The following is a 22,162-nucleotide window of genomic DNA, read 5'->3' on the forward strand; positions in this document are numbered from 1 at the left end:
CGGAAACCGTTTTGGTGAACTAAATTACCATTTATTTTGAATAAGCCTATAATTTCAAATTATATTAGAAAATATGTTACTTTGTTTTATGATATCATTTGCAAATGCGAAAATTAACATTGGCCTCCATGTGACCGATAAAAGGGAGGATGGCTACCATTCTATTGAGACTGTTTTCTATCCTGTCAAATTGTATGATGTCATCGAAGTTTTTGAGAGCGAAAACACAAAAGCTAAAAACTTTGGAATTGACCTTTCGAGTGGCGATAACTTGTGCCTGAAAGCTTTCGAATTGCTTAGAAAAGATTTTGACTTGCCAAACCTGCAGATTAATCTATTGAAATCAATTCCTGTAGGAGCGGGCTTGGGGGGCGGTTCTTCAGATGCAAGCCATGTATTGAAACTTATCAATACTGAATTTTCGTTGGATTTAAGCGACGAAGAATTGGAAAAATATGCTGAAAAATTAGGTGCAGACTGTCCATTTTTTATTAAAAATAAAGCAGTTTTTGCAGATGGCATTGGTTCAACTTTCCATCCAATTGATTTAGATTTATCCGATTACTACATCGTTATTGTGTATCCGGAAATACATATCTCAACGTCGGAAGCATACGCTAATGTTATTCCCATGACTCCAGTTGCTGATTTGCAAAGAGCCATTCAATTGCCCATTCAGGAATGGAAATACCATATCGTCAATGATTTTGAGTTAGGTCTGTTTCAAAAATACCCAAAGCTCGAAAATATCAAACATGCTCTGTATGAACAAGGGGCAATATATGCGTCCATGACAGGCTCAGGCTCTGCCTTGTACGGGATTTTTGATAACGAATTGGAATTAAACGATTTAGAATCTTTCGGGAAGATATTTTATCCAGTAGCCCTATAGTTTGATTGCCTTATTCAACGGCATATTGATTAATTCTTGTGCTTCCATTAAAATTCTTTTTTTGCGCTGATTATCGATTTGTAAACCTTTAAGAAAGTCAGGTTTATCGATTAAGTCAAGAACCAATATACATTGCTTTTTCATCAAGGTGCTTTTTTCTTGATCACCTAAATTCGTTAGGCAGGTAATCGGATATAATCCTTTGTGGTCTACGCGAACTTTTATGCTGTTATCTTTAGGGTAGTCCCAAGACAATAAATTAATGTTGTAATATTCTCCAAAGGTTTTTGAATCGGAAGTTAAATAGGCATTGGTCACTAACCATCCATCTGTGAAGGATACGTTTTTGTTGAAAAATGAATATTGAATCCCTGAAATATCGGTAAATCTTGACTTAAAATACATGGGCGTGGTCACCGAAATTTTGGCATCTACATCATTTCTGAATTTGCACTCAACCGCCAGAAGCTTATCGTCTTTGTATGCTACCACATCCAGCTCGTGGCTTACTGCATGGCCTTGTACGGTTTGGCTTGTAATGGCTAAATAGCCATCTTGGGCAAACAGCCGTCCAATCCATTTTTCGAAATAGAATCCTTCAGGACCCAAGTCCTTTAATGCTTTTTTCAAACTGTATCTTGCTGCATATGAATCACGCTGATTTTTTAAACTGTCGAAGGCCAATTCATACAATTCCCTGGTACTTATGCCATCATATAACCGAGTTTTGATTTCTGTATAGACACGTTCGACCTGGCTTTCAGATGCTCCTGAACGCTTTAGCGAATGTGTTAATGCATCAGGATTAAAAGGTACTAATTCACCGGAATGTTTCTTTACGTTCATCAAATTCAATTTTTAATTGTCTACGAATAAACGAAAAATCTTTCATTTTAAAGTATATCGCCAAACATTATAAATGATTGATTGTTTTAATAAAAAAATAAAGATTATGAGCGTATTAAATTTTGTATTCAATCAACTTAAGGATAAGCTAGATGATGCTTGCGAGCATGGAGAAATTGGTAACTCTGAACGGATTTTGTCTGTTATCTCAGGAGGATTTATTTTGGGCGTTGGACTAAAAAAACTTTTTCATAGCCCATTGACCGGATTTTCTGGAATGGCTTTGGGTGGAGGTTTGATTTATCGCGGCATTTCAGGCAAATGTGCAATCAAAGGTGCTATTAACGCTGCAAAGGAAGAAGATGAAAAAGTAACTGTTGTTGAACACCGTTATTTTGTAAAGTAGGACAGTAGGTTTTACTGTAAATAAAGCATACAAAGTGGTTATAGTCATTCGACTATATACCATTTTTTTTGTTTTTGATGAAAAATATTTATCTTGAATAATGGAACGATTAAAAATTGTGGTGTTTACAGGCGCTGGTATTTCTGCCGAAAGCGGGCTGAAAACTTTCCGAGGAACGGATGGTTTATGGGAAGGTCATCGTGTCGAAGATGTCGCTACACCATCTGCTTGGCAAAAAGACCCAGAGCTTGTTCAGGAGTTCTATAACATCCGCAGAGCACAATGTATCCAAGCCAAACCGAATCAAGCTCACATCCATCTAGCTGAATTGGAAGATGAATTTGATGTACAGATTATTACGCAGAATATTGATGATCTGCATGAGCGCGCAGGCAGTAGCCGTGTTCTGCATCTTCATGGTGAAATTAGAAAGTCTCAATCTTCAGTAGATCCATTGCTCGTTTATCCAATACAAGGAGATACTCTAAAAATGGGAGAGCTGTGCAGCAAAGGTTCTCAATTACGGCCACATGTAGTTTGGTTTGGCGAGCAGGTTCCTAACATGCCCAAAGCAATGCAAATTTCGATGGGGGCGGATGTATTTGTTGTGATCGGAACATCACTTCAAGTTTATCCGGCTGCTCAATTAGTTTATGAAGTTTCGGACGCTTGTAAAATAGTCGTCATTGACCCTCAAGCAAATTTATTCGATCTTCCGAATGGAGTTATTCGAATTAGCGAAAATGCAACCGCTGGAGTCAAAAAACTACAAAATTTGCTTGCCAAATAATATTTTGTTAACTAAAATAAATTTTTGATAATCAATGTTTTATTTAAATTAACCGAATGTGTTTGTTTATGTAAAATATTTTTTAAATCTCAACCGTATATAGAATGCCAAATTAAATTTGGTTTTTCAATAATTGTAACTATAATTATATAATTTTCAGTATATTATATCATCTATTTAAATTGTTTAGTTATATCGTTCATAACTTTCGAAAAATGCTTTTCGCATCGTGATAAATTGGGCGACCACCTCTTTGATAAAGGAATCATCAAGCATTTCAAACACGCCATTGATACCATCGACCACATCAGTTTCTGCAATTTTATAGGACTGTTCCAAGGTGCCTTGTTCAAACTTGATTATAAATTTTTGATTCATTCCGAAGATTGTAATTTTACAATCAGGGTGGGGAAGTTCTGCTAAAGTTCTCATCTGTTTTTCAGTTTCTGTGTTTTTTCAAAAGTAATCTTTTGAAAATATATTGAGGACATAAAAAAAGCTCGAATTTTAATTCGAGCTTTTGTATGACTATTTAATTTTTTTAAACTACGCCTTGAGCCTTCATTGCATTCGCGACTTTAATAAAGCCACCGATATTTGCACCTTTTAGGTAATTAATGTATCCATCATCTTCTGCGCCATATCGCACACAGGTTTTGTGGATGTTCACCATAATCTGCTTTAATCTGGAATCTACTTTTTCCGAGTTCCATTGTTGACCAATTGCATTTTGAGACATCTCTAAACCAGAGACCGCAACACCTCCAGCATTCGCTGCTTTTCCAGGTCCAAAATGGATTTTTGCTTTATGGAAAGCTTTGATGGCTTCAGCTGTAGAAGGCATATTCGCGCCTTCAGCAACGATTTTACAGCCACTCTTAATCAATTGTTTCGCATCGGAATGATCCAATTCATTTTGGGTGGCACAAGGCAAAGCAATGTTGCATTTAAACTGCCAAGGCTTTTCTCCCGAATGAAATTTTCCGGTTTTAAACTTCTTAGGATACTTATCTAAATCGCGGCCTAATGAACTGATATAGGTTAGTTTCTCGATCGTAAATCCTTCCGGGTCATGAAGCGTTCCTGAACTATTGGATAAGGTAATTACTTTAGCGCCTAAAGAAATTGCTTTTTGCGCAGCAAAATAGGCTACATTTCCAGCACCGGAAATAGTGATTACTTTGCCTTTAATATCGTCTTTATTATGATCTAAGACGCATTCTACAAAATATAAAACACCATAACCTGTCGCTTCAGGGCGTATAAATGAACCGCCCCAATCTTTTCCTTTACCAGTTAAAACTCCGGTAAAATGGTTTTGAATTCGTTTATACTGACCAAATAAATAGCCAATCTCACGTTCGCCCACGCCAATGTCTCCTGCGGGAACGTCAGTATTGGGACCAATATGACGGTATAATTCGGTCATAAAGCTTTGGCAAAACCTCATGATCTCTGCATCGGATTTTCCTTTTGGATTAAAATCCGAACCGCCTTTGCCGCCGCCGATTGGCAATCCAGTCAGGCTATTTTTGAAAACTTGCTCAAAAGCTAGAAATTTCAAAATACTCAAGTTTACTGTAGGGGAGAAACGCAGTCCACCTTTGTAAGGGCCGATTGCACTGTTCATCTGCACTCGATATCCTCTGTTTACCTGCACTTCATTGCTGTCATTTAACCAAGTGACTCGAAAAGAAATCACCCGCTCAGGTTCAACCATGCGTTCCAGAATTTTCAAATCGTTTAATTCCGGTTTTTTTGAATTGATGTAGGGGATTAGGTCTTCGGTAACTTCTGTTACTGCTTGTAGAAACTCCGGCTCATGGCCATTACGTTCTTCAACGTACTTGATAAAACTTTTTAATGTTAATGACATGTATTGAGAATATTCAATTAAAAGAATTGCTAATTTAATAAAAATTCATCGGATTAAGCAATATTATGCATTATTAACAATGTCATAATCGAATAAGGATTGCTTATTTTTTCTTTAGCAGGCTATCAAATTCAGTTCTCAAGAAAGTAGAAAACCACTCATTGTTTTTTGATTTTTTCTTAATGGCTTTCGCTAAATCTCCTGAAAAATAAACCATCACGCCCTCATCTGCTTTCGGCGAAGGCCAAAATTTTATTTGATCTTTTAAATCATTCGGAAAGACATAAATGGGTTTTCCAGATCCAAAATCGACATCATAAACTGGAAACTTCAATAGATTATTGCAGTAAAAGCTGGAGATGTTATTACCCTCCATTGCTTCTACATCAAAAGGAACATAAGGTATCTGCAGTTCAATTGCTCGACTATTTAGCTGCACGGAATCACTTAATTCTTGCCCGTTATTTTTAAATGAATCTATCAATGATTGATTGATTTTTTCGGCAATCTCCGCCAAATTTTGGCTGTTAGAAAACTCAGGGCTGATGGAATGCGCTGTTGCGTTGCCGACAAAAGTTTCAGGAAGAGATGCGATTCGCTGGCGTATATCAACCACCGAAATCTGCCTAAAATTTTGATTTGATGAAGAATTCAAAATATGCATTGAAAATTTTGAGACAAAAGATGACAACGAAACATGTCTGCCATAAGTTTCTCCATTATGTGCCTTTATTGCATTGCGCATCGCAATCAAATTCGCGTTAGAAATAAATAATGATTCGATTTTAGAAGATTTCTGAAATTGTTGGACAATTGCTTTAGCAATAAATTTCCAGCTTATTTTATGCCAATTCTTCAGCTTGACTTCCTTTAGCAATTGAACTTTATCCAATTTAACCGGCTGAGGAATTAATTGTTGGTTTAGTAGAGGAGGATCGATCGATTGTTGCTGCGCAATATCTGCCCAGTTTTTCATAAATGCATAAAAAGAGTTTCCATCCAAACAAGCATGAGATGCATGGACGCTCAACAAATACCCATCGCTCATTTTGGAAAGCTGAATCGATAGGGGAGCGATTTTTCCTTTTTTTAGCTGCGCGATAGAAATTCCAGGATTGTAACTATCTAAGGGATTTTTCTCTTTGTAAATATCCTCAATCGGGGTGTTTTCGTAAGCGAATAAATGCAAAGGAACACCCTCGTTGTTCATTTCTATATAGGATGATTCAATCAACCGCCCAGACAAATGGGGGTAATAGGACAATAACTTACCTAAGGATTTTTTGAAATCAGCTAAATCAATTTCGCAGGAATAAATCCAGGTTCCTTTAATCAGCAAATCCAAGCAAGCTTTGTCTGTCGGTAATAACATCCACTTTTCGCGAACGTCTTGAATAGCCTCAGCTCTGATAATTTCCATGAAGCCCTTAACTTTTTTGTGATATTTCCTCGATAGATTGCACAAAGTTAATATGCCCAAGTCTATTGCTTTCTCGAATAAAGTCGTTTAAGGCATTGCTTTCAGTCTTTAATTCCGGAATTATGATGGATAGTTGCATCCTATAATTCGAAAATTTCTGCAAAATATCTCCAGCCAACTTTGTCTTTAGCTCAAAAAAATCAGGATTCAATTGTTCCTTCTTCAAAATAATATGGTCGAATCCTTGGTAATACAGATCGGCCATCAGATCAATTGCGTCTTGTAAATCGTTGATAAGGGTTTCATTGGCAGTAAGTTCTGCTACTTTTTTATCTCCGAAGGCATGTTCTATTAATTGCATATAACTTGTTTTAAATAGCCAAAAAAATGACTAAATAGCATGATTTGCACTAAGATATGACTTCTGGATAAATTATCACTATTTAAAAGGGGAGAGGTTGCTGAAATATTTAGGAGGCTAATTTTTTAATATCTGAGATTTCAAGATTATGTTTTGTATAGCCTTCTTCGACAACATTCACCATTACGGAAGCGATTTTATTCAACTTAAGTGATTTCCCAGGTGCAATTAACGGAAAAATGGTGCTAAACAATTTGTAAGCAAAACTTACATTTTGTTGGCCACTCACCGGTTTGATAAAGCCAGGCCTGAAATTGTATACAGCTTTAAAAGGTAGCTTCAATAACGAATTTTCTGTTTTGCCTTTAACGCGAGCCCACATGATTTTACTTTTTTCTGTAGAATCTGTATGACTGCCTGAAACATAGGTAAATACGCTGTTTGGATTAAAAACTGCAATCCGATATGCAAAATGAATAGTCGTATGGTACGTACTTTTCATATATTCTTTTTCACTTTTGCCGAATGAACTAACACCAGCGCAATAAAAACAAGCATCGTAACCGGAAACAATGGATTCGTATTCTTCAATATTAAAAAAGTTTGATACGACTAATTCTTTTAATTTCGGATGTGAAATTGCAACATGACGACGATTGATCATCAAAATTTCGGTGATTTTTGCATTGTTAAGACAACTTAGCAATACACCTTCACCAACGTACCCAGAAGCACCTGTAAGTATAACTTTCATAATAAAATAACCCAAAAAAGACCGTTAATAATTTTTTATTTGAAGAAGCAAAATCTATGGTTTAGGTGCTGTTTCAAATACGCCGTAAATGCAACAATTTAAATGTGAAAACAAATAAATAATAAATACGTGATTTTTATTTTTTTGTTTAGACTAATTCTTTATCATTCAAATCAATGCAAATAATACAGTGTATTATAGTTTACTTGCATTATGTTATATACCTAAGTTATTTAATTTTTTAGAGGAGAAGGAGATGAAAATTTTTATTTCATAAACAAACCAATGTAAGGGTTGAAATTGCGTCTCATTTCAAGCAATTTTCAACCTTTACATATAGCCGTTTCTACGAAAAATAGGTAAAGCCAGCTAAGGTTTTGCAGGGTAGAGGCTTTACTTATTTTGAGTGCGTGAGGGATAGTAGCGTCATCCTTTTGCGAGGTACGAACAAAAGATATAGCGGATAGCCCGACCTCTGCCGTGTAGGATTTGTGTAACAGCAGAGCAGGGGGCATGCCCTGATTATTCTTAATGTGCCTTGTCTCATTATATATTTGGAAGCTTGAAATCTGGAAAACGAGAATACAATTGATGGAGCACTTCAATATCCTGAGATAATATCCAAGATACATCCTGTAACTCAACGAAAACATTTTTATGGCATCTTCTAAATTTGGATTTATGGCAAAATGGACATATTGAAGTTCTGTAAGGATTGTATCCTTTTAGGATTAATGCTATCATCTGAATTAATTGTAAAAGATTCTGCGCCTTTAATTTACTTTGATAAAACTCAACTCGTCCCATAATGCCATGCGAGTATTCACCGTACAAATAATATCCTTCTCGCTTCCTATAGGTTTGATTGGCTAAATATGGAATTGCAAAACGCTGAATGTATTCCAATACATTCAGCCCTTTTTTACATATTAAAATCTCATTAGGAGTAACATCAACACAACAAGATTTATCATCAAACTCATACACATGCCAATCTACAATCTTTGGAAAAGCATCTCCTTTTTCAAAAAGTTTGGGAAATCGAAAAGGATATTCTTCACTAGAACGTATCTCAACCTGGTAGACGTCCCAAACTTTACCTTCATTATCTATTATATCAACCTCACCCTTTAGAAACTTTTCGCCATCTGACTCAATAATTTTTAGCTTATTGAATGTGTCTGGAATCACCAAAATATCATTTTCAAACTGTATATTCTTCATTATTCAGCATAAGGTCTTGTAGTCACAGGGATTATTGCCCCTAAGCCAACAGAAGAATTGGTCGTTTCTTCCTTATCTTCTCCCAAAGGAAACCTATTACTTAGATGTTTTCTCCATGAATCAGTCGCCTTGCGGATATTCTTTTCTTGTAAAGCTTTTTTAGCATCATCAATGAATGATGCGAGACAACTCATAAAATAGTCTTTGTGAGCATAATCCTTTAATAAGTTTTCACCTTTTGGAGTTGTCGGACGATAGCAAGCAAAGTTGCTTATTAAAGCAGCTTGAATATTCACTAGCGTTTCTTTTAAAGCGATATCATCTCTGTCATTTCTGTACACTGCATTCTCAGCAATTAAAATCGTCATTATCATACCAGTTGGCATTGACTTATTTTCATTATCGAATTCCCTTTTATCAATCCATCCTTTACCATAACGTGCCAGCCTTCTCAATTGTGGATTTGCTTCTGTTTTTGCGTTAAACCATTCAGTAAAAGCTCTAGGATCACTATCTGTCCAACCGTGTTTTTTATGGGCTAACTCTGGTATGTCTCCCGCTTTGTAATAAATGGGTTGATCTATATTATGACCATCCGCAAAAAGTGTTCTTATACACGTATTTTTATCGATAGGGTCTTTATCTGTGTGTCCTTTTACCGCTTCATACACCCACTGATGATAAGTAGCAGGTGTTGGCCTTTCATTAGCTTCCTTATCACCTTCGAAATAGATTCCATCATCAACATCATAATAAAGAACTGTTTTTTCTTCATTATTTTCTACTATTTTTCTGGGAATAGGATTAATGATTGTATCCATTGCCATCGAACCTTGTCCGCTAAATTTAGGTTTAGGTTCGTTGGGTTTATTATCCTTAAACCAATTTCTGACTTTATTCCTTAACTCTTTACGAGAAGCTTTTAACTTTTTTCTTCTTGAATCAGTCAACCTGATCTCTTCATTATAACTTTTAAAATGGGTATTACAATTTGCCATAATCTTAATTTATTTTTCGTGACACAAATCTTTGTTTATATATTTTAAATCAATTTTTCCTTTCGTTTGAAAAGGCATCCGCTCCGTATAATATTTGCCAACAAGATGTTTTCCTTCACCGTTCTCAATCAGCTTCAAAACTTCTGTGCCATAATGAGGGCAAAAGTCCAACTCATAATTTCCTTCATTCAGGTAGTTATAAATAATTGAGAAAGTGCCGTCTTTTTCTTTGAATATACTGGCTTCGATACTGGTGGATTTTGAGGATAGTTGACCATCCGAAAGTCTTGTCCATGAATTTATTACAATGTCGGAACCATTTTGATGTATTACTTTAATGTGTTGCATTTTATCTGTAACTACTTCACATTCTTCATTTCTGTATTCATAGAGGAGAGTGCCTTCATAACGACCTGAAAAATCAGGAACCGAGTACATCCAACAAAAAGGCTTTTTGTTCCATAAATAACTGTTTACAATACCGAAAATGCTACCGATGACAGCAAATACGGATATTGAAACGCCCCAATGGTATTGTATGTATTTATTAGCGGAAAATAATGCTAAAGCTAGTATAGCACACATAAATATAAATGCACTTGGCTTTAAATATCTTAAGTTAAATTTTTCCATTTAGTCATTTTTTGAGTTTTAAATACTGTATTTCAAACATTAATATTATATTTGTTGCATGAAAGAAACAATGTCTATTAATGTTGCACCAAAGATACGAAAAAATTTTAAACGTTTCACAAGTGAAACAGTGTTTAATTAATAAAACTTTTCAACATGCAATCAACACTTAATACAGAGTTATTAGGAAGTATGCTAAAAAACAAAAGGGATAAAAGAGGCTTGAGAGCGGTTGCGGAAGAAATAGGCGAGGTGAGTGCTGCAACACTTTCAAGAATTGAGCAGGGCAAACTCCCGGATGTAGATACCTTTATCCGAATTTGTAAATGGCTGGATGTTCCAACAGATACTTTTATTAACGATAAAAAGGATACTAAAAAGGAAGTTAGTACTAAAGACAAAGTCGTAGCACATCTTAGAGCTGATAGAGAGCTAAGTAAAGATACTGTCAATATGCTGATTAAAATGATAGATATGGCTTATAATTCTAAATGATTTTTACTTGGCGAAAAAGAGTATTTTCAAACGAGGTTTTAAAGCTAATGCCGAACGTATGGCTAAGCAATACAGAGAAGAATTAAGTATTCATCCCTGCGCTCCTTTATGTGCCTTTAAGCTTGCAAGCCATCTGAATATTCCTGTATATAATGCTACTGAATTTCTTAATTCTCCCGAAGATTTAAAGCTGTTATCGAATAATTGTGAATGGAGTGCCCTCACTATGACTACAAAATCAAATAACAGGATAATTATTCATAATGAATTTCATTCTGAAATGAGGCAACAAAGTAATATAATGCATGAGCTTGCTCATATCATCTGTGATCATCAACATAATCAAGTAGAATATGCTTTTGATATCCCATTCGGCATGAGAGAGTTTAATGAGTTACAAGAGGAAGAAGCAAAGTACTTGGGGGCAACACTGCAATTAGCTACTCCTGGTTTACTTTGGGCTAATAAAAGAAATATGACCCACGAAGAAATCTCACAACATTTTAATGCAAGTCAAGAAATGGTAACTTACCGTTTGAATGTCACTGGAATAAATAGACGGCGATATGCGTAATAGCAGCAAATAGTCCAGAAGATAATAATAACCTGCAATATATGTTGTGCTGTTGAATGGGCAGCAACCCCCTATAATGATTAAAGAATCAATTACAATATAGTTTCGCTAATCAAATTGCTATTTTTTCAATATATGTATTAAGGGAGCCAAGTCTTCACTGGTGAAATATCTTCTTAGCCTTAGGAATTGAATATTTTTCAATTCTTTCGGAACTTTCGTGAAGTCAATATCTCCAATTGAAACAGCTGTTTATGGACGAACGAGAACCAATATTTTACCTGATACCGTCCATTGTGTGGCGTACACCAGATGAATTATTTACTATTCCAAAAAATACGATCCTAAGATTGGAGGAGAAATATTGGTTCGAAAATATTATGTTAAATGATTTTTTGGTTCTTTTGCATCAGGGTAAAAAAAACAAATAAACAAATCCGTGAGCGCCAGCATAGAAAAATGCGAAATAAAAGCCTGATAAGGCACATAAGCATTTTTTGTATGCCATCGAATACCACGAAATAAAAATTTTCTTTTTTGTGCGGTGGAAAAAAACTAAATTGTCTTATAATTTATATTATGTTAAATAGAATCTTTCGGTTGTTCAATTCTGTCCTATTTCAAGCATCTAAAATCGAATAAATATAGAGCAATCAGATTTGATTAAAACGGCCATAGCTTAGCGATAAGCTCTAAGATAAATGCGACCAGAGCTTTCAAAAGCTCAATGAAAAACATAATCATATAATCTACAGTTAAATAATTTTGATTTTATGCTATAATATTACACAGAATCTTGGACTATAAAACTATAAATTAAAAAAGCCTGCAAATATTGCAAGCTTCTCCGATTATATGTATTAAAAAAATTAAACTTCCTGTTCCAGCCAAACTGCACCAACAGTGATGTTTGTGCGCGGATCAATCACAATGGCTTGCGCATTTTCAGGGAAATCGCTATCGGAATCAAAAACAATTTCTTCAGCTGATTTCAATGTGATTTTGCCAATATCATTCAGGTTAATTGAATCATCAATAATATGTTCTTGCGAATGAATATCGTATTTAAAATGTATGTTCTGAATCTTGATCTTGGAAACCTTGCTGTGATTTTGCAGTAAATAAGCTTGATTTGTATCCAATGGCTTTTGATCGAACCAGCAAATGTGCGCATCGATCTCTCGTGATGTTTTCGCTGGTGAATTTGCGCTCACCAATAAATCGCCTCTTGAAATATCGACTTGATCGCTCAAATGAATAATTACAGATTGTCCATTTTCAGCCTGTAATAGACTGTCTTGATTCAGTTCGATTGCTTTTATTGTAGTCTTTACACCGCTTGGCAAAACCAGTACCTCTTCCCCTATCTGCAATCCGTCACCGATTACGCGTCCCGCATATCCTCTATAGTCGGGTAAATCATCCGTTTGCGGACGGACAACCCATTGTACAGGAAAGCGCCAAGGCTGTGACTTTTTATCATCTAATGAAATATTCTCTAGATAATCCAGCAGAGAATCTCCCGTGTACCAATCCATGTGTTTTGACGGATTAACAATATTATCGCCACGTAAGGCGGAAACTGGAATAAAGTCTACATCAGTTAACCCTAATTTGCCAGCTAACTTCAAATAGTCCGCTTGAATAGCCAAATAAGCATTTTCTTGATAATCAACCATATCCATCTTATTGACGCAAACCAATACTTTATTCATTGAAAGCAGTTTCGCCAAAAAAGAATGCCTTTTGGTTTGTTCGATAACGCCCTTGCGTGCATCAATCAAAATAATGATCAAATCTGAATTTGATGCGCCAGTGACCATATTTCTTGTATACTGAATATGTCCAGGAGCATCCGCGATAATAAACTTGCGCTTATCCGTTTGAAAATATTTATAAGCTACGTCAATCGTTATGCCTTGCTCCCGCTCTGCTTTCAGTCCATCCGTCAGAATGGCTAGATCGACAGTGCCATCATTATTTTTGCGGTTTGCTTTCTGAATAGCTTCCAATTGATCATCCAAAATCGAATTTGTATCGTATAATAAACGACCGATTAGTGTACTTTTCCCGTCATCCACTGATCCCGCTGTTATGAATTTTAATAGATTCATGTATATAAATTTTGTAGCCTACTTAATTAATTTACCCAAAGCTTACAGCCTATTGCTTACCGCCTACAGCTAAAAATACCCCTGCTTTTTACGGTCTTCCATCGCCGCTTCAGAAACCTTATCATCCAATCGCGCACCGCGCTCACTGACCGTTGATACTCGGATTTCTTCGATAATATCATCCAGTTCAGTAGCTTCCGAATCTACAGAAGCAGTACAGGTCATATCTCCTACTGTTCTGAAACGCACTGATTTAAACGCTAATTTATCTTCTTGGTCAATGCTTAAAAATGGTGTCGAAGCCATCCATTGTCCATTTCGCAAAACCACTTCGCGTTCGTGGCTGAAGTAAATGCTTGGCAACGCTATTTTCTCTCTTTTTATGTAATTCCATACATCCAATTCTGTCCAATTTGAAATTGGGAAAACACGTACATTTTCACCTTTGTGAATGCGTCCATTTAAAATGTTCCACAATTCAGGGCGCTGTCTTTTCGGATCCCATTGTCCGAAATCATCACGGACAGAAAAAATGCGCTCTTTTGCCCTAGCTTTTTCTTCATCTCTTCTGGCTCCGCCAATGCAGGCATCAAAACCATATTTTTCGATGGTTTCCAATAAAGTGACCGTCTGCAAGGCGTTACGGCTAGCATTTTTACCTTTTTGCTCCACAACTTTTCCTTGATCGATGCTGTCTTGAACTAGACCGACAATCAATTTTTCGCCTAATTCTTCCACTAACTGATCGCGGTAGGCAATTGTTTCCGGAAAATTATGCCCAGTATCGATATGAACCAATGGGAAAGGAAATTTCCCTGGACGAAATGCTTTTTTTGCTAAATGAACTAAGGTTATCGAATCTTTTCCTCCCGAAAACAACAAGGCTGGATTTTCAAACTGCCCCGCTACTTCCCTTAAAATATAAATTGCTTCTGCTTCTAAATGATCTAAATAATCCATCTACGCTTCTTAATTTTTTGTAACACTATGTAATCCACACTCTTTTTTGCTCTTATCTTCCCACCACCAACGGCCGGCGCGAAAATCATCGCCCTCCTGAACCGCTCTTGTACAAGGCTGGCAACCGATACTCGGAAAACCTTTATCATGCAACGGATTATAAGGAATAAAATTTTCTTTGATAAAATCAACGACATCCTGATAGGTCCAGTAAAACAACGGATGGATTTTTATCAACTGATTCACTTCATCCCATTCTACCTGATGCATATCTTCGCGATTTTCGGATTGATCCGCTCTGATTCCCGTAATCCAAACGCTGTATCCTTGAATCGCACGTTTTAACGGCTCAATTTTTCGGATATAACAACATTCTTTTCGGTTCTCTACAGATTCATAAAAACTCGAAGGCCCTTTTGTTGTCACCAATTTTTCGACAGACTGGGTATTCGGATAATATGTCTTGATCGGCAATTTGTATTTATCCAACGTACGATTCCAAACATAATAGGTCTCTGGAAATAAACGTCCGGTTTCCAGCGTGAAAATATCAGCATGCGTATTTACGCGAGAGAGCAAATCCGTAATGACCTGATCCTCTATACCAAACGATGTAGAAAACACAGCCTTATTCGCGAATTTATTTTCGACGTATTGCAAAATTGCTAAAGCATCCAATCCCTCGACGTCTTGTCTAATCTGCTCGATCATATCCTGAATGACTTAATAATTCTTTTGTATGCTCATTGAGCACTTTTACTTTATGTTGAAAATCGCCTTTAAGCGAGTTCCGTAATTCTTGCATTAATTCCAATGTATCGTCCAATTCCTCTGGCAAAACCTCATTCAGCAATTCTTTTAATCGCTTCGCAATGGTCGGTGATTTTCCATTGGTCGAAATTCCAATTTTCAAATTCCCTTTTTGTACGACTGACCCTAAATAAAAGTCGCATAGTGCAGGCGTATCCGCTACGTTCAATAAAATATGCTGTTCGCTCGCCAATCTTCGGATTTGTTGATTTAAAAAATCATTGTTGCTTGCCAGAATGATTAAATCGATTCCATAAATATCTTTTGATTTAAATGTCCGCTTTATAAACTCAATATGCGAATGTTTTTTTATAAAATCATCAAAAGCTGGAATACTATGTTCTGCAACTACCTTAATTTTTGCCTTCGGCGAATTCTTAATCATTGCCTCCAATTTTTCCAAACCAACAGCTCCAGCTCCAACCAACAAGGTTTGGATCTGATCTAATTTGACATATATAGGAAACAATTCGTTCATTAAATCGAAAATGATTTGATTTCGTCTTTCAACAAGTTGAAATGTTGATGTTTCTTCACCACTTCGCCCAAGACAATAATCGCTGGCATCGAAAGGCGTTTTTTCTCGACTTCTTCTAAAATACTTGCAACAGTGCCCAATGCAATGCGTTCGTTTGGCAACGAGCCATTTTGAATGACCGCAATCGGCAAATCTTCTTTGCCATTTTCTTTATACAAAGAAACGATTTGAGAAAGTTTGGCGTAACCCATTAATACAACCACCGTTGCATTGGTTTGAACGGCTTTTTGCAAATCAGATGATAGTTCGCCCGATGAAGTCGAGCCTGTAATTACCCAAAAACTCTCGCTGATTCCACGATAAGTCAATGGAATTTGCTGTAATCCAGTCAATCCTGTAGACGATGAAATTCCTGGAATGCTCGAGGTAGAAATCCCGTATTGTCTAACGAAATCCAATTCTTCGCCCCCGCGACCAAAAACAAATGGATCGCCACCTTTCAACCGAACAACATGACCATGCGTCAAGGCATAATCCACTAATAATTTATTGATTTGGTCTTGTGAAGTCGATAGCGCTTCGGCACGTTTGCCGACATAAATTTTAGTACAAGATTTTTTTGCTTGCTCCAATAATTCTTCGTTGACTAATGCGTCATATAAAATAACATCGGCCGATTGAATGGCTTTAAGGCCTTTCAACGTAATTAGATCCGGATCGCCAGGACCCGCACCAACCAATGTTACATGTGCTGTTGTTTTCATTGTCATCACTTAATTTGATAATCTAATTTCTTCCCTTCTATTCAATGCTTCGTAATAAAAAGCTTTTGACTGTGTGATATAGCTTTTGGCAAACTCCTCTTCAGGCTCATATTTATTGATCTGCAATACACGATCTGAAAAACTTGTCGGAAATTCAAAAGTCTGTGTTGTTACAAATTGTGCGTCAAATTCTTGAATAACGGCACTTTGTGTGCTTACATTGATGCCTTTGTCCAATAACAAAGCTTTAGCGCCCCAAACGAATGAGCTGTAAGCATGATAAATCGCATCGGCATATTGTCCTTTTTCGAAGGCCAAATCTGCCCAATCCAATTTCTCTTCAGCTTCTAACAATAAGGTTGCTACTAAATCGATGACCACGCCAGCACATTCGCCCACACCGATTGCGGTAGCAAAAGTTTCCTGATGTCCCCAATCGACAAACTCATCATCTGTCAAGGTCGTTAAATCTGCCAAAGGCTTTAATTTCTGATAGAAATAATCTTTAGTCTGACGGTCATAATACGCATGAAATGTTTCATCTGCTAACCGATTGACTTTATAATCGCGCAACAAAACATCAATAACCTGAAGAACACGTTTTGTAGGTACTTTAATAATGCGTTCCGCCACACGTCCGTAGCCATTTCCTAAAGTGCCACCGGCTAACATCACTTGCGCCGCAGGCAATACCTTCCCATTCGCTTTTACCGAACTTCCATGAAAACCTATATGTGCCAAACCGTGCTGTCCGCAAGAATTCATGCATCCCGAAATCTTGATTTTCAGGTTCTGTTCGTAAATAAATTCCTCATGAAACTCATGAATGTATGTTTCAATTACACGAGCCATTTCGGTACTGTTGGAAATCCCCAAGTTACAGGTGTCTGTTCCAGGGCAGGTTGTCACATCCGATGTGCTTTCGAAACCTGGAGAAGCTAGACCCAAAGCTGTCAAGGCATTAAAAATATGAACCAACGAATCTTCACGCACATATTTTAACAACAAACCTTGATTTTGTGTAATGCGCAATTCATCTGCAACATGGTCTTTAATTGCATCAATTAATAACCTTGCTTTTTCCGTCGATAAATCTCCAGTCAATACTTTTACAAATACACCGTAAAATCCTTCTTGTTTTTGAGAAAATACATTGGTATTTCTCCATAAAACATAAGCTAATCCATCAATCGGTTCAGCTGAAGGATGTACAATCGCTAATGGAGGTTCGGGCTGAACAATCAAGTCGCGATCAACAAAATGTAATTTCGTTTTATTAGCAATTTTTTCCTGTTCGATTAAGTTCAGAACTTCTTCTAAACCGATTTTTTGAATCAGGTATTTGAATCTCGCTTTATTTCTATTGTTGCGCTCGCCATGACGGTCGAATACGCGCAAAGTTGTTTCTGTAAACGGCAATAATTCTTCTTCAGGAAGGAAATCATTGATTGGCGTAGCCACAAATGGTTGCGCTCCTAATCCACCGCCAATCATCACTTTGAACCCTCGGCGCTCTACCCCATTTTCGATTTTGACTTTAGGGATAAATCCCAAATCATGGATGTAGCTCATCGCAGTATCTTTATCGCTGGATGAAAAGGACATTTTAAATTTACGTCCCATCTCTGCGCACACTGGGTTACGCAATAAATACGCAAATAAAGCTTGCGCATAAGGTGCAACATCGAATGGTTCTTCCGGATCAATTCCAGCAGTCGGCGAAGCGGTAATGTTTCGAACTGTGTTTCCGCAAGCTTCGCGCAAAGTAATATCATCTTCCGCTAGTTTCGCCCACAATTCTGGGGTTTTATCTAAACTGACGTAATGGATTTGTATATCTTGACGAGTCGTTAAATGCAGGTTTTTGCTTGCGTATTCATCTGAAATATCCGCAATTTTCAATAATTGTTTGAACGTTACTTTTCCAAAAGGCAATTTTATGCGTACCATCTGTACGCCGGGCTGACGCTGGCCATACACTCCCCTAGCCAAACGCAGGGACCTGAATTTTTCATCAGGAATAGTACCTTGCTGAAAAGCACGAATCTTTTGCTCTAATTCAATTATTTCTTGTTCAACAAGAGGATTTTCTAATTCTGTACGAAAACTTTGCATTATCTCAATTTATTACCTTTCCAAAAACAAATAGCTCAATATCTATAGAACTAGTATGACTTTACAAATTTATAAAAAAATATGAACTAACTATATAAAGTCTATAATATTACTATATATTTGTGCTATAAATTTTAATTCAACGGTAAAATTGGTCATCGCGAAACGTAAAACAATACTAATCTGTAGTTTATATCTTCTCTTTAATTTGGGATGCGCTCCTAAGGTAAAGGAAAGTTACGATGAGAAGGAAGGATATGCGGGTAGTATTTCCGTTTCTGGAGCTTTTGCCCTCTACCCTTTGGTCATTTTGTGGAGTGAAGATTTCAAAAAATTAAACCCAAAAGTGCGCTTTAATATTTCAGCAGGTGGCGCAGGAAAAGGCATAGCGGATGTGTTGACCAACATGGTGGACATAGGTTTAGTGTCGCGGGATTTGCATGTTCAGGAAACCGAGCGAGGTGCATTTCCAATCGTTGTGGCAAAGGATGCCGTAATCGCCACCATCAATAGCGAACATCCAAATATTCAATTAATCAAAGAACGAGGATTAAAGCGTCAAGAGTTTATCGATTTGTTTATTAATCAAAAATATAAAAACTGGAACGACCTAGACAGCCGGTTTATAAAGCAGCCTGTAGAGGTTTTCGTTCGTTCCGATGCTGCTGGCGCAGCTGAAACTTGGGCGAAATACCTTGGTCAAAGCCAGGAAGATTTAAAAGGGATCGGAATTTTTGGTGATCCAGGTTTGGCCCAGTCCATCAAAGACAACAAGCTGGCGATTGGATTTAACAACATCAATTACGTCTATGATATCGTCAATAAAAAAACAAGCGCAAACATTACAGTTGTGCCTTTGGATATTAATGAAAATGGGAAAATTGACGCTGAAGAAAACTTTTACGATCATTTGGATTCATTGGTCAATGCCGTTTCCAAAAAAGTGTATCCTTCGCCCCCATCGCGAGATTTGCTTTTTGTGATCCAGAAAGATAATTCAAGTCCATTGGTGAAAGCTTTTATTGCTTTTGTCTTGGAGAAACAGCAACAGGCTATTCTATTGCCAAATGGTTATGTGCCATTGAATGAGGAAATAAAAAACAAGGAATTAGAGAAATTATCGAAATAATGAGTTGGCGTTTACTTAAAGATTTTCTATTTAAAAAAAGTGCAGCGGTTTTCTTGGCGGTAAGCCTTTCGGTTGTGCTATTGATTTTTGTTGGTTTGGGATACAAATCCCTTCCGCTTCTTCAAAGTGAATCAATAATCAATATTTTGACACAAAGTGTGTGGTCGCCTTTGAAAGGAAATTTTGGATTTCTTCCTTTTATTATGGGAACGATCTGGGTAACGTTTATTGCATTGATTATTGCCGTTCCATTATGCTTATTGGCATCAGCCTATTTGGCAGAATACGCTTCAGATCGATTGAAAAATTTTGTGCTTCCGCTGGTCAATGTATTAGCGGCAATTCCGCCTGTCTTATTCGGCGTTTGGGGAATCTTATTCGTTGTGCCGATTTTAAGCGATTACATCGGCCCAGCATTTGGCATTACGAGTTCGGGCTATTCTGTTTTTGCAGGTGGCATTGTATTGGCGGTCATGATTTTTCCAATCATGATCAGCATTATGGTCGAGGTTTTGAAAACCATCCCAGAAGAACTAAAAGCGGCTTCGCTTTCATTAGGAGCGACAAAATGGGAAACCATAAAAAAAGTAGTTTTCGTCAAAGCTAAGCCAGGAATATTCGCAGCGGTTGTGCTTGCGATATCCAGAGCATTCGGCGAGACGATAGCGGTATTGATGGTCTGTGGCAATATTCCTCAGATTCCAAAAGGTTTGTTCGATGCCGGATATCCATTGCCCGCATTAATTGCCAATAACTTCGGAGAAATGATGTCTATTCCATTGTATGATTCAGCATTGATGTTCGCGGCCTTGCTCCTGTTCGTTATTATTTTTGGATTCAACTTTTTGTCACGCGTTATTTTAAACAGATTGGAGGAGAAAGCATAATGGCATCGATAAAAACACGTTTACGCAGGGAGAAAATTGCTAAAATCATGATGCAGTTATCAGGCATTCTGATTACAGGTTCCTTGTTCTTTATCGTCGGAACGATTTTATTTAAAGGATTTCCTTACCTGACTTGGGAAATGATCAGTCAAGTTCCGCAAGGCGGATTTTACATCGGTAAAGAAGGCGGTATTTTAAATGCGATTATTGGTTCTTTGTACCTGGGCTTGGCCTCGACTTTTTTGGCTGCATTGATTGGTTTGCCAGTTGCGATTTATTTAAACATCTATGTCAAATCCGGTTCGTTTCTAGCACGCTCTTCTAAACTGCTGTTCGACGTTCTGTTTGGCGTTCCGTCGATTGTTTATGGCGCCATTGCCTTTAGCATTATGATTTGGATGGGGATTCGGGCGTCGTTATTAGGCGGAATTATTACGGTCACTTTATTGACGATTCCAATCGTTGTCCGCACAATCGATGAATTACTGAAAACGATTCCAGTTGATTTAAAACATGTAACGCAATCCTTAGGTGCCACAAAATGGGAAGTGGCTAAAATCTTATTGCTTCATATCAAACCAGGAATTTTCACGGCTTTATTATTGGCTTTCGGCCGCGCGATTGGAGATGTGGCGGGCGTATTATTAACCGCAGGTTTCAGCGATAACATCCCCAAATACTTAGATGAGCCGGCTGCAACATTGCCTTTGGCCATCTTTTTTCAGCTAAGCAGCCCCATCCCTGAAGTTCAGGGAAGAGCCTATGCTTCTGCTTTAATTTTAACATTGATCATTTTAATTATCGTGATATGCACACATTATCTAGCATCGAAACAAAGAAAACACAAAATATAGTTATGCCGAGCATTCCGCATATACGCATTGAGAATCTAAATGTGACGATCGATGGAAGGCATATTTTGAAAAATATTAATCTTGATATTCCGAATAATTCAATCACATCGATTATCGGGCCATCGGGCTGTGGAAAAACGACTTTGCTGAAAACATTAAACCGATTGGTCGATGATGCCAAAGGTGTGGAAGTCAATGGTTCGGTTTTGGTGAATGGCGAAGATATTTATGGTAAAGATGCTGAAGTAACCCATATCCGCAAGCAGATGGGCTTGCTGTCGCAAAAACCTTTTCCTTTGCCGATGTCTATTTTTGATAATGTGGCTTATGGCCCAAGGATTCATGGAACTCGCAATAAAAAAGTCTTGAACAGCATTGTAGAATTGCAATTGCGAAATGTCGGCTTGTGGGACGAAGTGAAAGACCGTTTGCATGCGTCTGCGACGCAATTGTCTATCGGACAGCAACAGCGCCTATGTTTGGCCAGAGGTTTGGCCGTGGAGCCCGAGATTATCTTAGGTGACGAATCAACGTCGGCTTTGGATCCTATCTCCACACAGACTATCGAGAATTTGTTGGTGGAACTAAAAGATCGATACACCATTGTGCTGGTTACGCATATTCTTCGTCAAGCAAGACGCGTGTCGGATTACATTGTGTTTGTGTATAATGGCGAAATTGTTGAATTTGGAAAGTCGGAAGATATTCTATTGAATCCACAGCATGAGCTGACACAGCAGTACGTCAAAGGTTTTATCGCATAATCAAACCAATCAATTCCA

Annotated in this window: 24 protein-coding genes; 9 read left to right on the plus strand and 15 right to left on the minus strand. The window is 37.3% G+C overall.

Going from position 1 to position 22,162, the window contains the following annotated elements:
- The first annotated feature begins 88 nt into the window (after window positions 1-88).
- Window positions 89-892: a 4-(cytidine 5'-diphospho)-2-C-methyl-D-erythritol kinase gene (gene ispE, locus C4F49_RS16500; RefSeq protein ID WP_196936937.1), complete on the plus strand. Its 804-nt coding sequence runs from the start codon at window positions 89-91 to the stop codon at window positions 890-892.
- Here the strand turns inward: ispE and C4F49_RS16505 are convergent.
- Window positions 887-1,738, minus strand: coding sequence for an ATP cone domain-containing protein (locus C4F49_RS16505; protein ID WP_196936938.1), 852 nt, complete (start codon window positions 1,736-1,738; stop codon window positions 887-889). The genes ispE and C4F49_RS16505 overlap by 6 nt on opposite strands.
- Before the next feature lie 106 nt (window positions 1,739-1,844).
- Between C4F49_RS16505 and C4F49_RS16510 the strand changes: the two genes are divergently transcribed.
- Together C4F49_RS16510 and C4F49_RS16515 are read left to right on the plus strand one after the other, a co-directional pair.
- Window positions 1,845-2,144: a DUF2892 domain-containing protein gene (locus C4F49_RS16510; protein WP_231388346.1), complete on the plus strand. Its 300-nt coding sequence runs from the start codon at window positions 1,845-1,847 to the stop codon at window positions 2,142-2,144.
- A gap of 100 nt (window positions 2,145-2,244) precedes the next feature.
- The gene (locus C4F49_RS16515) at window positions 2,245-2,934 is read left to right on the plus strand and encodes an SIR2 family NAD-dependent protein deacylase (protein WP_196936939.1); all 690 of its coding nucleotides are present in this window, start codon (window positions 2,245-2,247) and stop codon (window positions 2,932-2,934) included.
- A gap of 186 nt (window positions 2,935-3,120) precedes the next feature.
- Here the strand turns inward: C4F49_RS16515 and C4F49_RS16520 are convergent, their stop codons facing one another.
- The 8 genes from C4F49_RS16520 to C4F49_RS16555 all read right to left on the minus strand — a co-directional run bounded on the left by C4F49_RS16520 (window position 3,121) and on the right by C4F49_RS16555 (window position 10,200).
- On the minus strand, window positions 3,121-3,312 hold the full coding sequence (locus tag C4F49_RS16520; RefSeq protein WP_336244711.1) for a hypothetical protein: 192 nt from the start codon (window positions 3,310-3,312) through the stop codon (window positions 3,121-3,123).
- A gap of 163 nt (window positions 3,313-3,475) precedes the next feature.
- A complete protein-coding gene (gdhA, locus tag C4F49_RS16525; protein ID WP_196936941.1) occupies window positions 3,476-4,810 on the minus strand; it encodes an NADP-specific glutamate dehydrogenase in 1,335 nt (444 codons plus the stop codon).
- A 103-nt stretch (window positions 4,811-4,913) separates the two neighbouring features.
- The gene (locus C4F49_RS16530; RefSeq protein WP_196936942.1) at window positions 4,914-6,230 is read right to left on the minus strand and encodes an acyltransferase; all 1,317 of its coding nucleotides are present in this window, start codon (window positions 6,228-6,230) and stop codon (window positions 4,914-4,916) included.
- A 7-nt stretch (window positions 6,231-6,237) separates the two neighbouring features.
- Window positions 6,238-6,591, minus strand: a complete 354-nt coding sequence (locus tag C4F49_RS16535; protein WP_196936943.1) for a DUF4180 domain-containing protein — start codon at window positions 6,589-6,591, stop codon at window positions 6,238-6,240.
- A gap of 109 nt (window positions 6,592-6,700) precedes the next feature.
- Entirely contained in the window at window positions 6,701-7,345 is a 645-nt protein-coding gene (locus tag C4F49_RS16540) for an NAD-dependent epimerase/dehydratase family protein (RefSeq protein WP_196936944.1), read from the minus strand.
- A gap of 546 nt (window positions 7,346-7,891) precedes the next feature.
- Window positions 7,892-8,569: a hypothetical protein gene (locus C4F49_RS16545; RefSeq protein ID WP_196936945.1), complete on the minus strand. Its 678-nt coding sequence runs from the start codon at window positions 8,567-8,569 to the stop codon at window positions 7,892-7,894.
- Complete coding sequence (locus tag C4F49_RS16550) at window positions 8,569-9,567, minus strand: cyclic GMP-AMP synthase DncV-like nucleotidyltransferase (protein ID WP_196936946.1); 999 nt, start codon at window positions 9,565-9,567, stop codon at window positions 8,569-8,571. Before C4F49_RS16550 ends, C4F49_RS16545 begins: the two co-directional genes overlap by 1 nt.
- A 9-nt stretch (window positions 9,568-9,576) precedes the next feature.
- A complete protein-coding gene (locus C4F49_RS16555; protein WP_196936947.1) occupies window positions 9,577-10,200 on the minus strand; it encodes a Cap15 family cyclic dinucleotide receptor domain-containing protein in 624 nt (207 codons plus the stop codon).
- A gap of 156 nt (window positions 10,201-10,356) precedes the next feature.
- Here C4F49_RS16555 and C4F49_RS16560 point away from each other — a divergent pair, with 156 nt between their 5' ends.
- On the plus strand, window positions 10,357-10,695 hold the full coding sequence (locus C4F49_RS16560; protein WP_196936948.1) for a helix-turn-helix domain-containing protein: 339 nt from the start codon (window positions 10,357-10,359) through the stop codon (window positions 10,693-10,695).
- Between the two features lie 7 nt (window positions 10,696-10,702).
- The gene (locus C4F49_RS16565) at window positions 10,703-11,269 is read left to right on the plus strand and encodes an ImmA/IrrE family metallo-endopeptidase (RefSeq protein ID WP_196936949.1); all 567 of its coding nucleotides are present in this window, start codon (window positions 10,703-10,705) and stop codon (window positions 11,267-11,269) included.
- Window positions 11,270-12,138: 869 nt separating this feature from the next.
- On the opposite strand, the gene C4F49_RS16570 is transcribed toward C4F49_RS16565, so the two are convergent.
- The 6 genes from C4F49_RS16570 to C4F49_RS16595 all read right to left on the minus strand — a co-directional run bounded on the left by C4F49_RS16570 (window position 12,139) and on the right by C4F49_RS16595 (window position 18,510).
- Window positions 12,139-13,383 (minus strand): sulfate adenylyltransferase subunit 1, encoded by a 1,245-nt coding sequence (locus C4F49_RS16570; RefSeq protein WP_196936950.1) that lies wholly within the window; start codon window positions 13,381-13,383, stop codon window positions 12,139-12,141.
- A 69-nt stretch (window positions 13,384-13,452) separates the two neighbouring features.
- Window positions 13,453-14,343 carry a sulfate adenylyltransferase subunit CysD gene (gene cysD, locus C4F49_RS16575; protein WP_196936951.1) on the minus strand — a complete coding sequence of 297 codons (891 nt, stop codon included), beginning with the start codon at window positions 14,341-14,343 and terminating at the stop codon, window positions 13,453-13,455.
- Window positions 14,344-14,352: 9 nt separating this feature from the next.
- On the minus strand, window positions 14,353-15,054 hold the full coding sequence (locus tag C4F49_RS16580) for a phosphoadenylyl-sulfate reductase (RefSeq protein ID WP_196936952.1): 702 nt from the start codon (window positions 15,052-15,054) through the stop codon (window positions 14,353-14,355).
- Window positions 15,038-15,631, minus strand: a complete 594-nt coding sequence (locus C4F49_RS16585; RefSeq protein ID WP_196936953.1) for a precorrin-2 dehydrogenase/sirohydrochlorin ferrochelatase family protein — start codon at window positions 15,629-15,631, stop codon at window positions 15,038-15,040. The genes C4F49_RS16580 and C4F49_RS16585 overlap by 17 nt, the downstream gene beginning before the upstream one ends.
- Complete coding sequence (gene cobA, locus C4F49_RS16590; protein WP_196936954.1) at window positions 15,631-16,395, minus strand: uroporphyrinogen-III C-methyltransferase; 765 nt, start codon at window positions 16,393-16,395, stop codon at window positions 15,631-15,633. Before cobA ends, C4F49_RS16585 begins: the two co-directional genes overlap by 1 nt.
- Before the next feature lie 9 nt (window positions 16,396-16,404).
- Window positions 16,405-18,510 carry a HEPN domain-containing protein gene (locus C4F49_RS16595; protein WP_196936955.1) on the minus strand — a complete coding sequence of 702 codons (2,106 nt, stop codon included), beginning with the start codon at window positions 18,508-18,510 and terminating at the stop codon, window positions 16,405-16,407.
- A gap of 208 nt (window positions 18,511-18,718) precedes the next feature.
- Here C4F49_RS16595 and C4F49_RS16600 point away from each other — a divergent pair, with 208 nt between their 5' ends.
- Genes C4F49_RS16600 through C4F49_RS16615 form a run of 4 tightly spaced genes read left to right on the plus strand, consistent with a single transcriptional unit; the run spans window position 18,719 to window position 22,144 of the window.
- Window positions 18,719-19,639 carry a PstS family phosphate ABC transporter substrate-binding protein gene (locus tag C4F49_RS16600; RefSeq protein ID WP_231388347.1) on the plus strand — a complete coding sequence of 307 codons (921 nt, stop codon included), beginning with the start codon at window positions 18,719-18,721 and terminating at the stop codon, window positions 19,637-19,639.
- On the plus strand, window positions 19,639-20,526 hold the full coding sequence (pstC, locus tag C4F49_RS16605; protein WP_231388348.1) for a phosphate ABC transporter permease subunit PstC: 888 nt from the start codon (window positions 19,639-19,641) through the stop codon (window positions 20,524-20,526). Before C4F49_RS16600 ends, pstC begins: the two co-directional genes overlap by 1 nt.
- Entirely contained in the window at window positions 20,526-21,380 is an 855-nt protein-coding gene (locus C4F49_RS16610; RefSeq protein ID WP_196936957.1) for a PstA family ABC transporter permease, read from the plus strand. The genes pstC and C4F49_RS16610 overlap by 1 nt, the downstream gene beginning before the upstream one ends.
- Complete coding sequence (locus C4F49_RS16615) at window positions 21,335-22,144, plus strand: phosphate ABC transporter ATP-binding protein (protein WP_196936958.1); 810 nt, start codon at window positions 21,335-21,337, stop codon at window positions 22,142-22,144. The genes C4F49_RS16610 and C4F49_RS16615 overlap by 46 nt, the downstream gene beginning before the upstream one ends.
- Window positions 22,145-22,162 lie beyond the last annotated feature (18 nt).

The sequence above is a fragment of the Sphingobacterium hungaricum genome, assembly GCF_015210005.1.
Taxonomy (GTDB): Bacteria; Bacteroidota; Bacteroidia; order Sphingobacteriales; family Sphingobacteriaceae; genus Sphingobacterium; species Sphingobacterium hungaricum.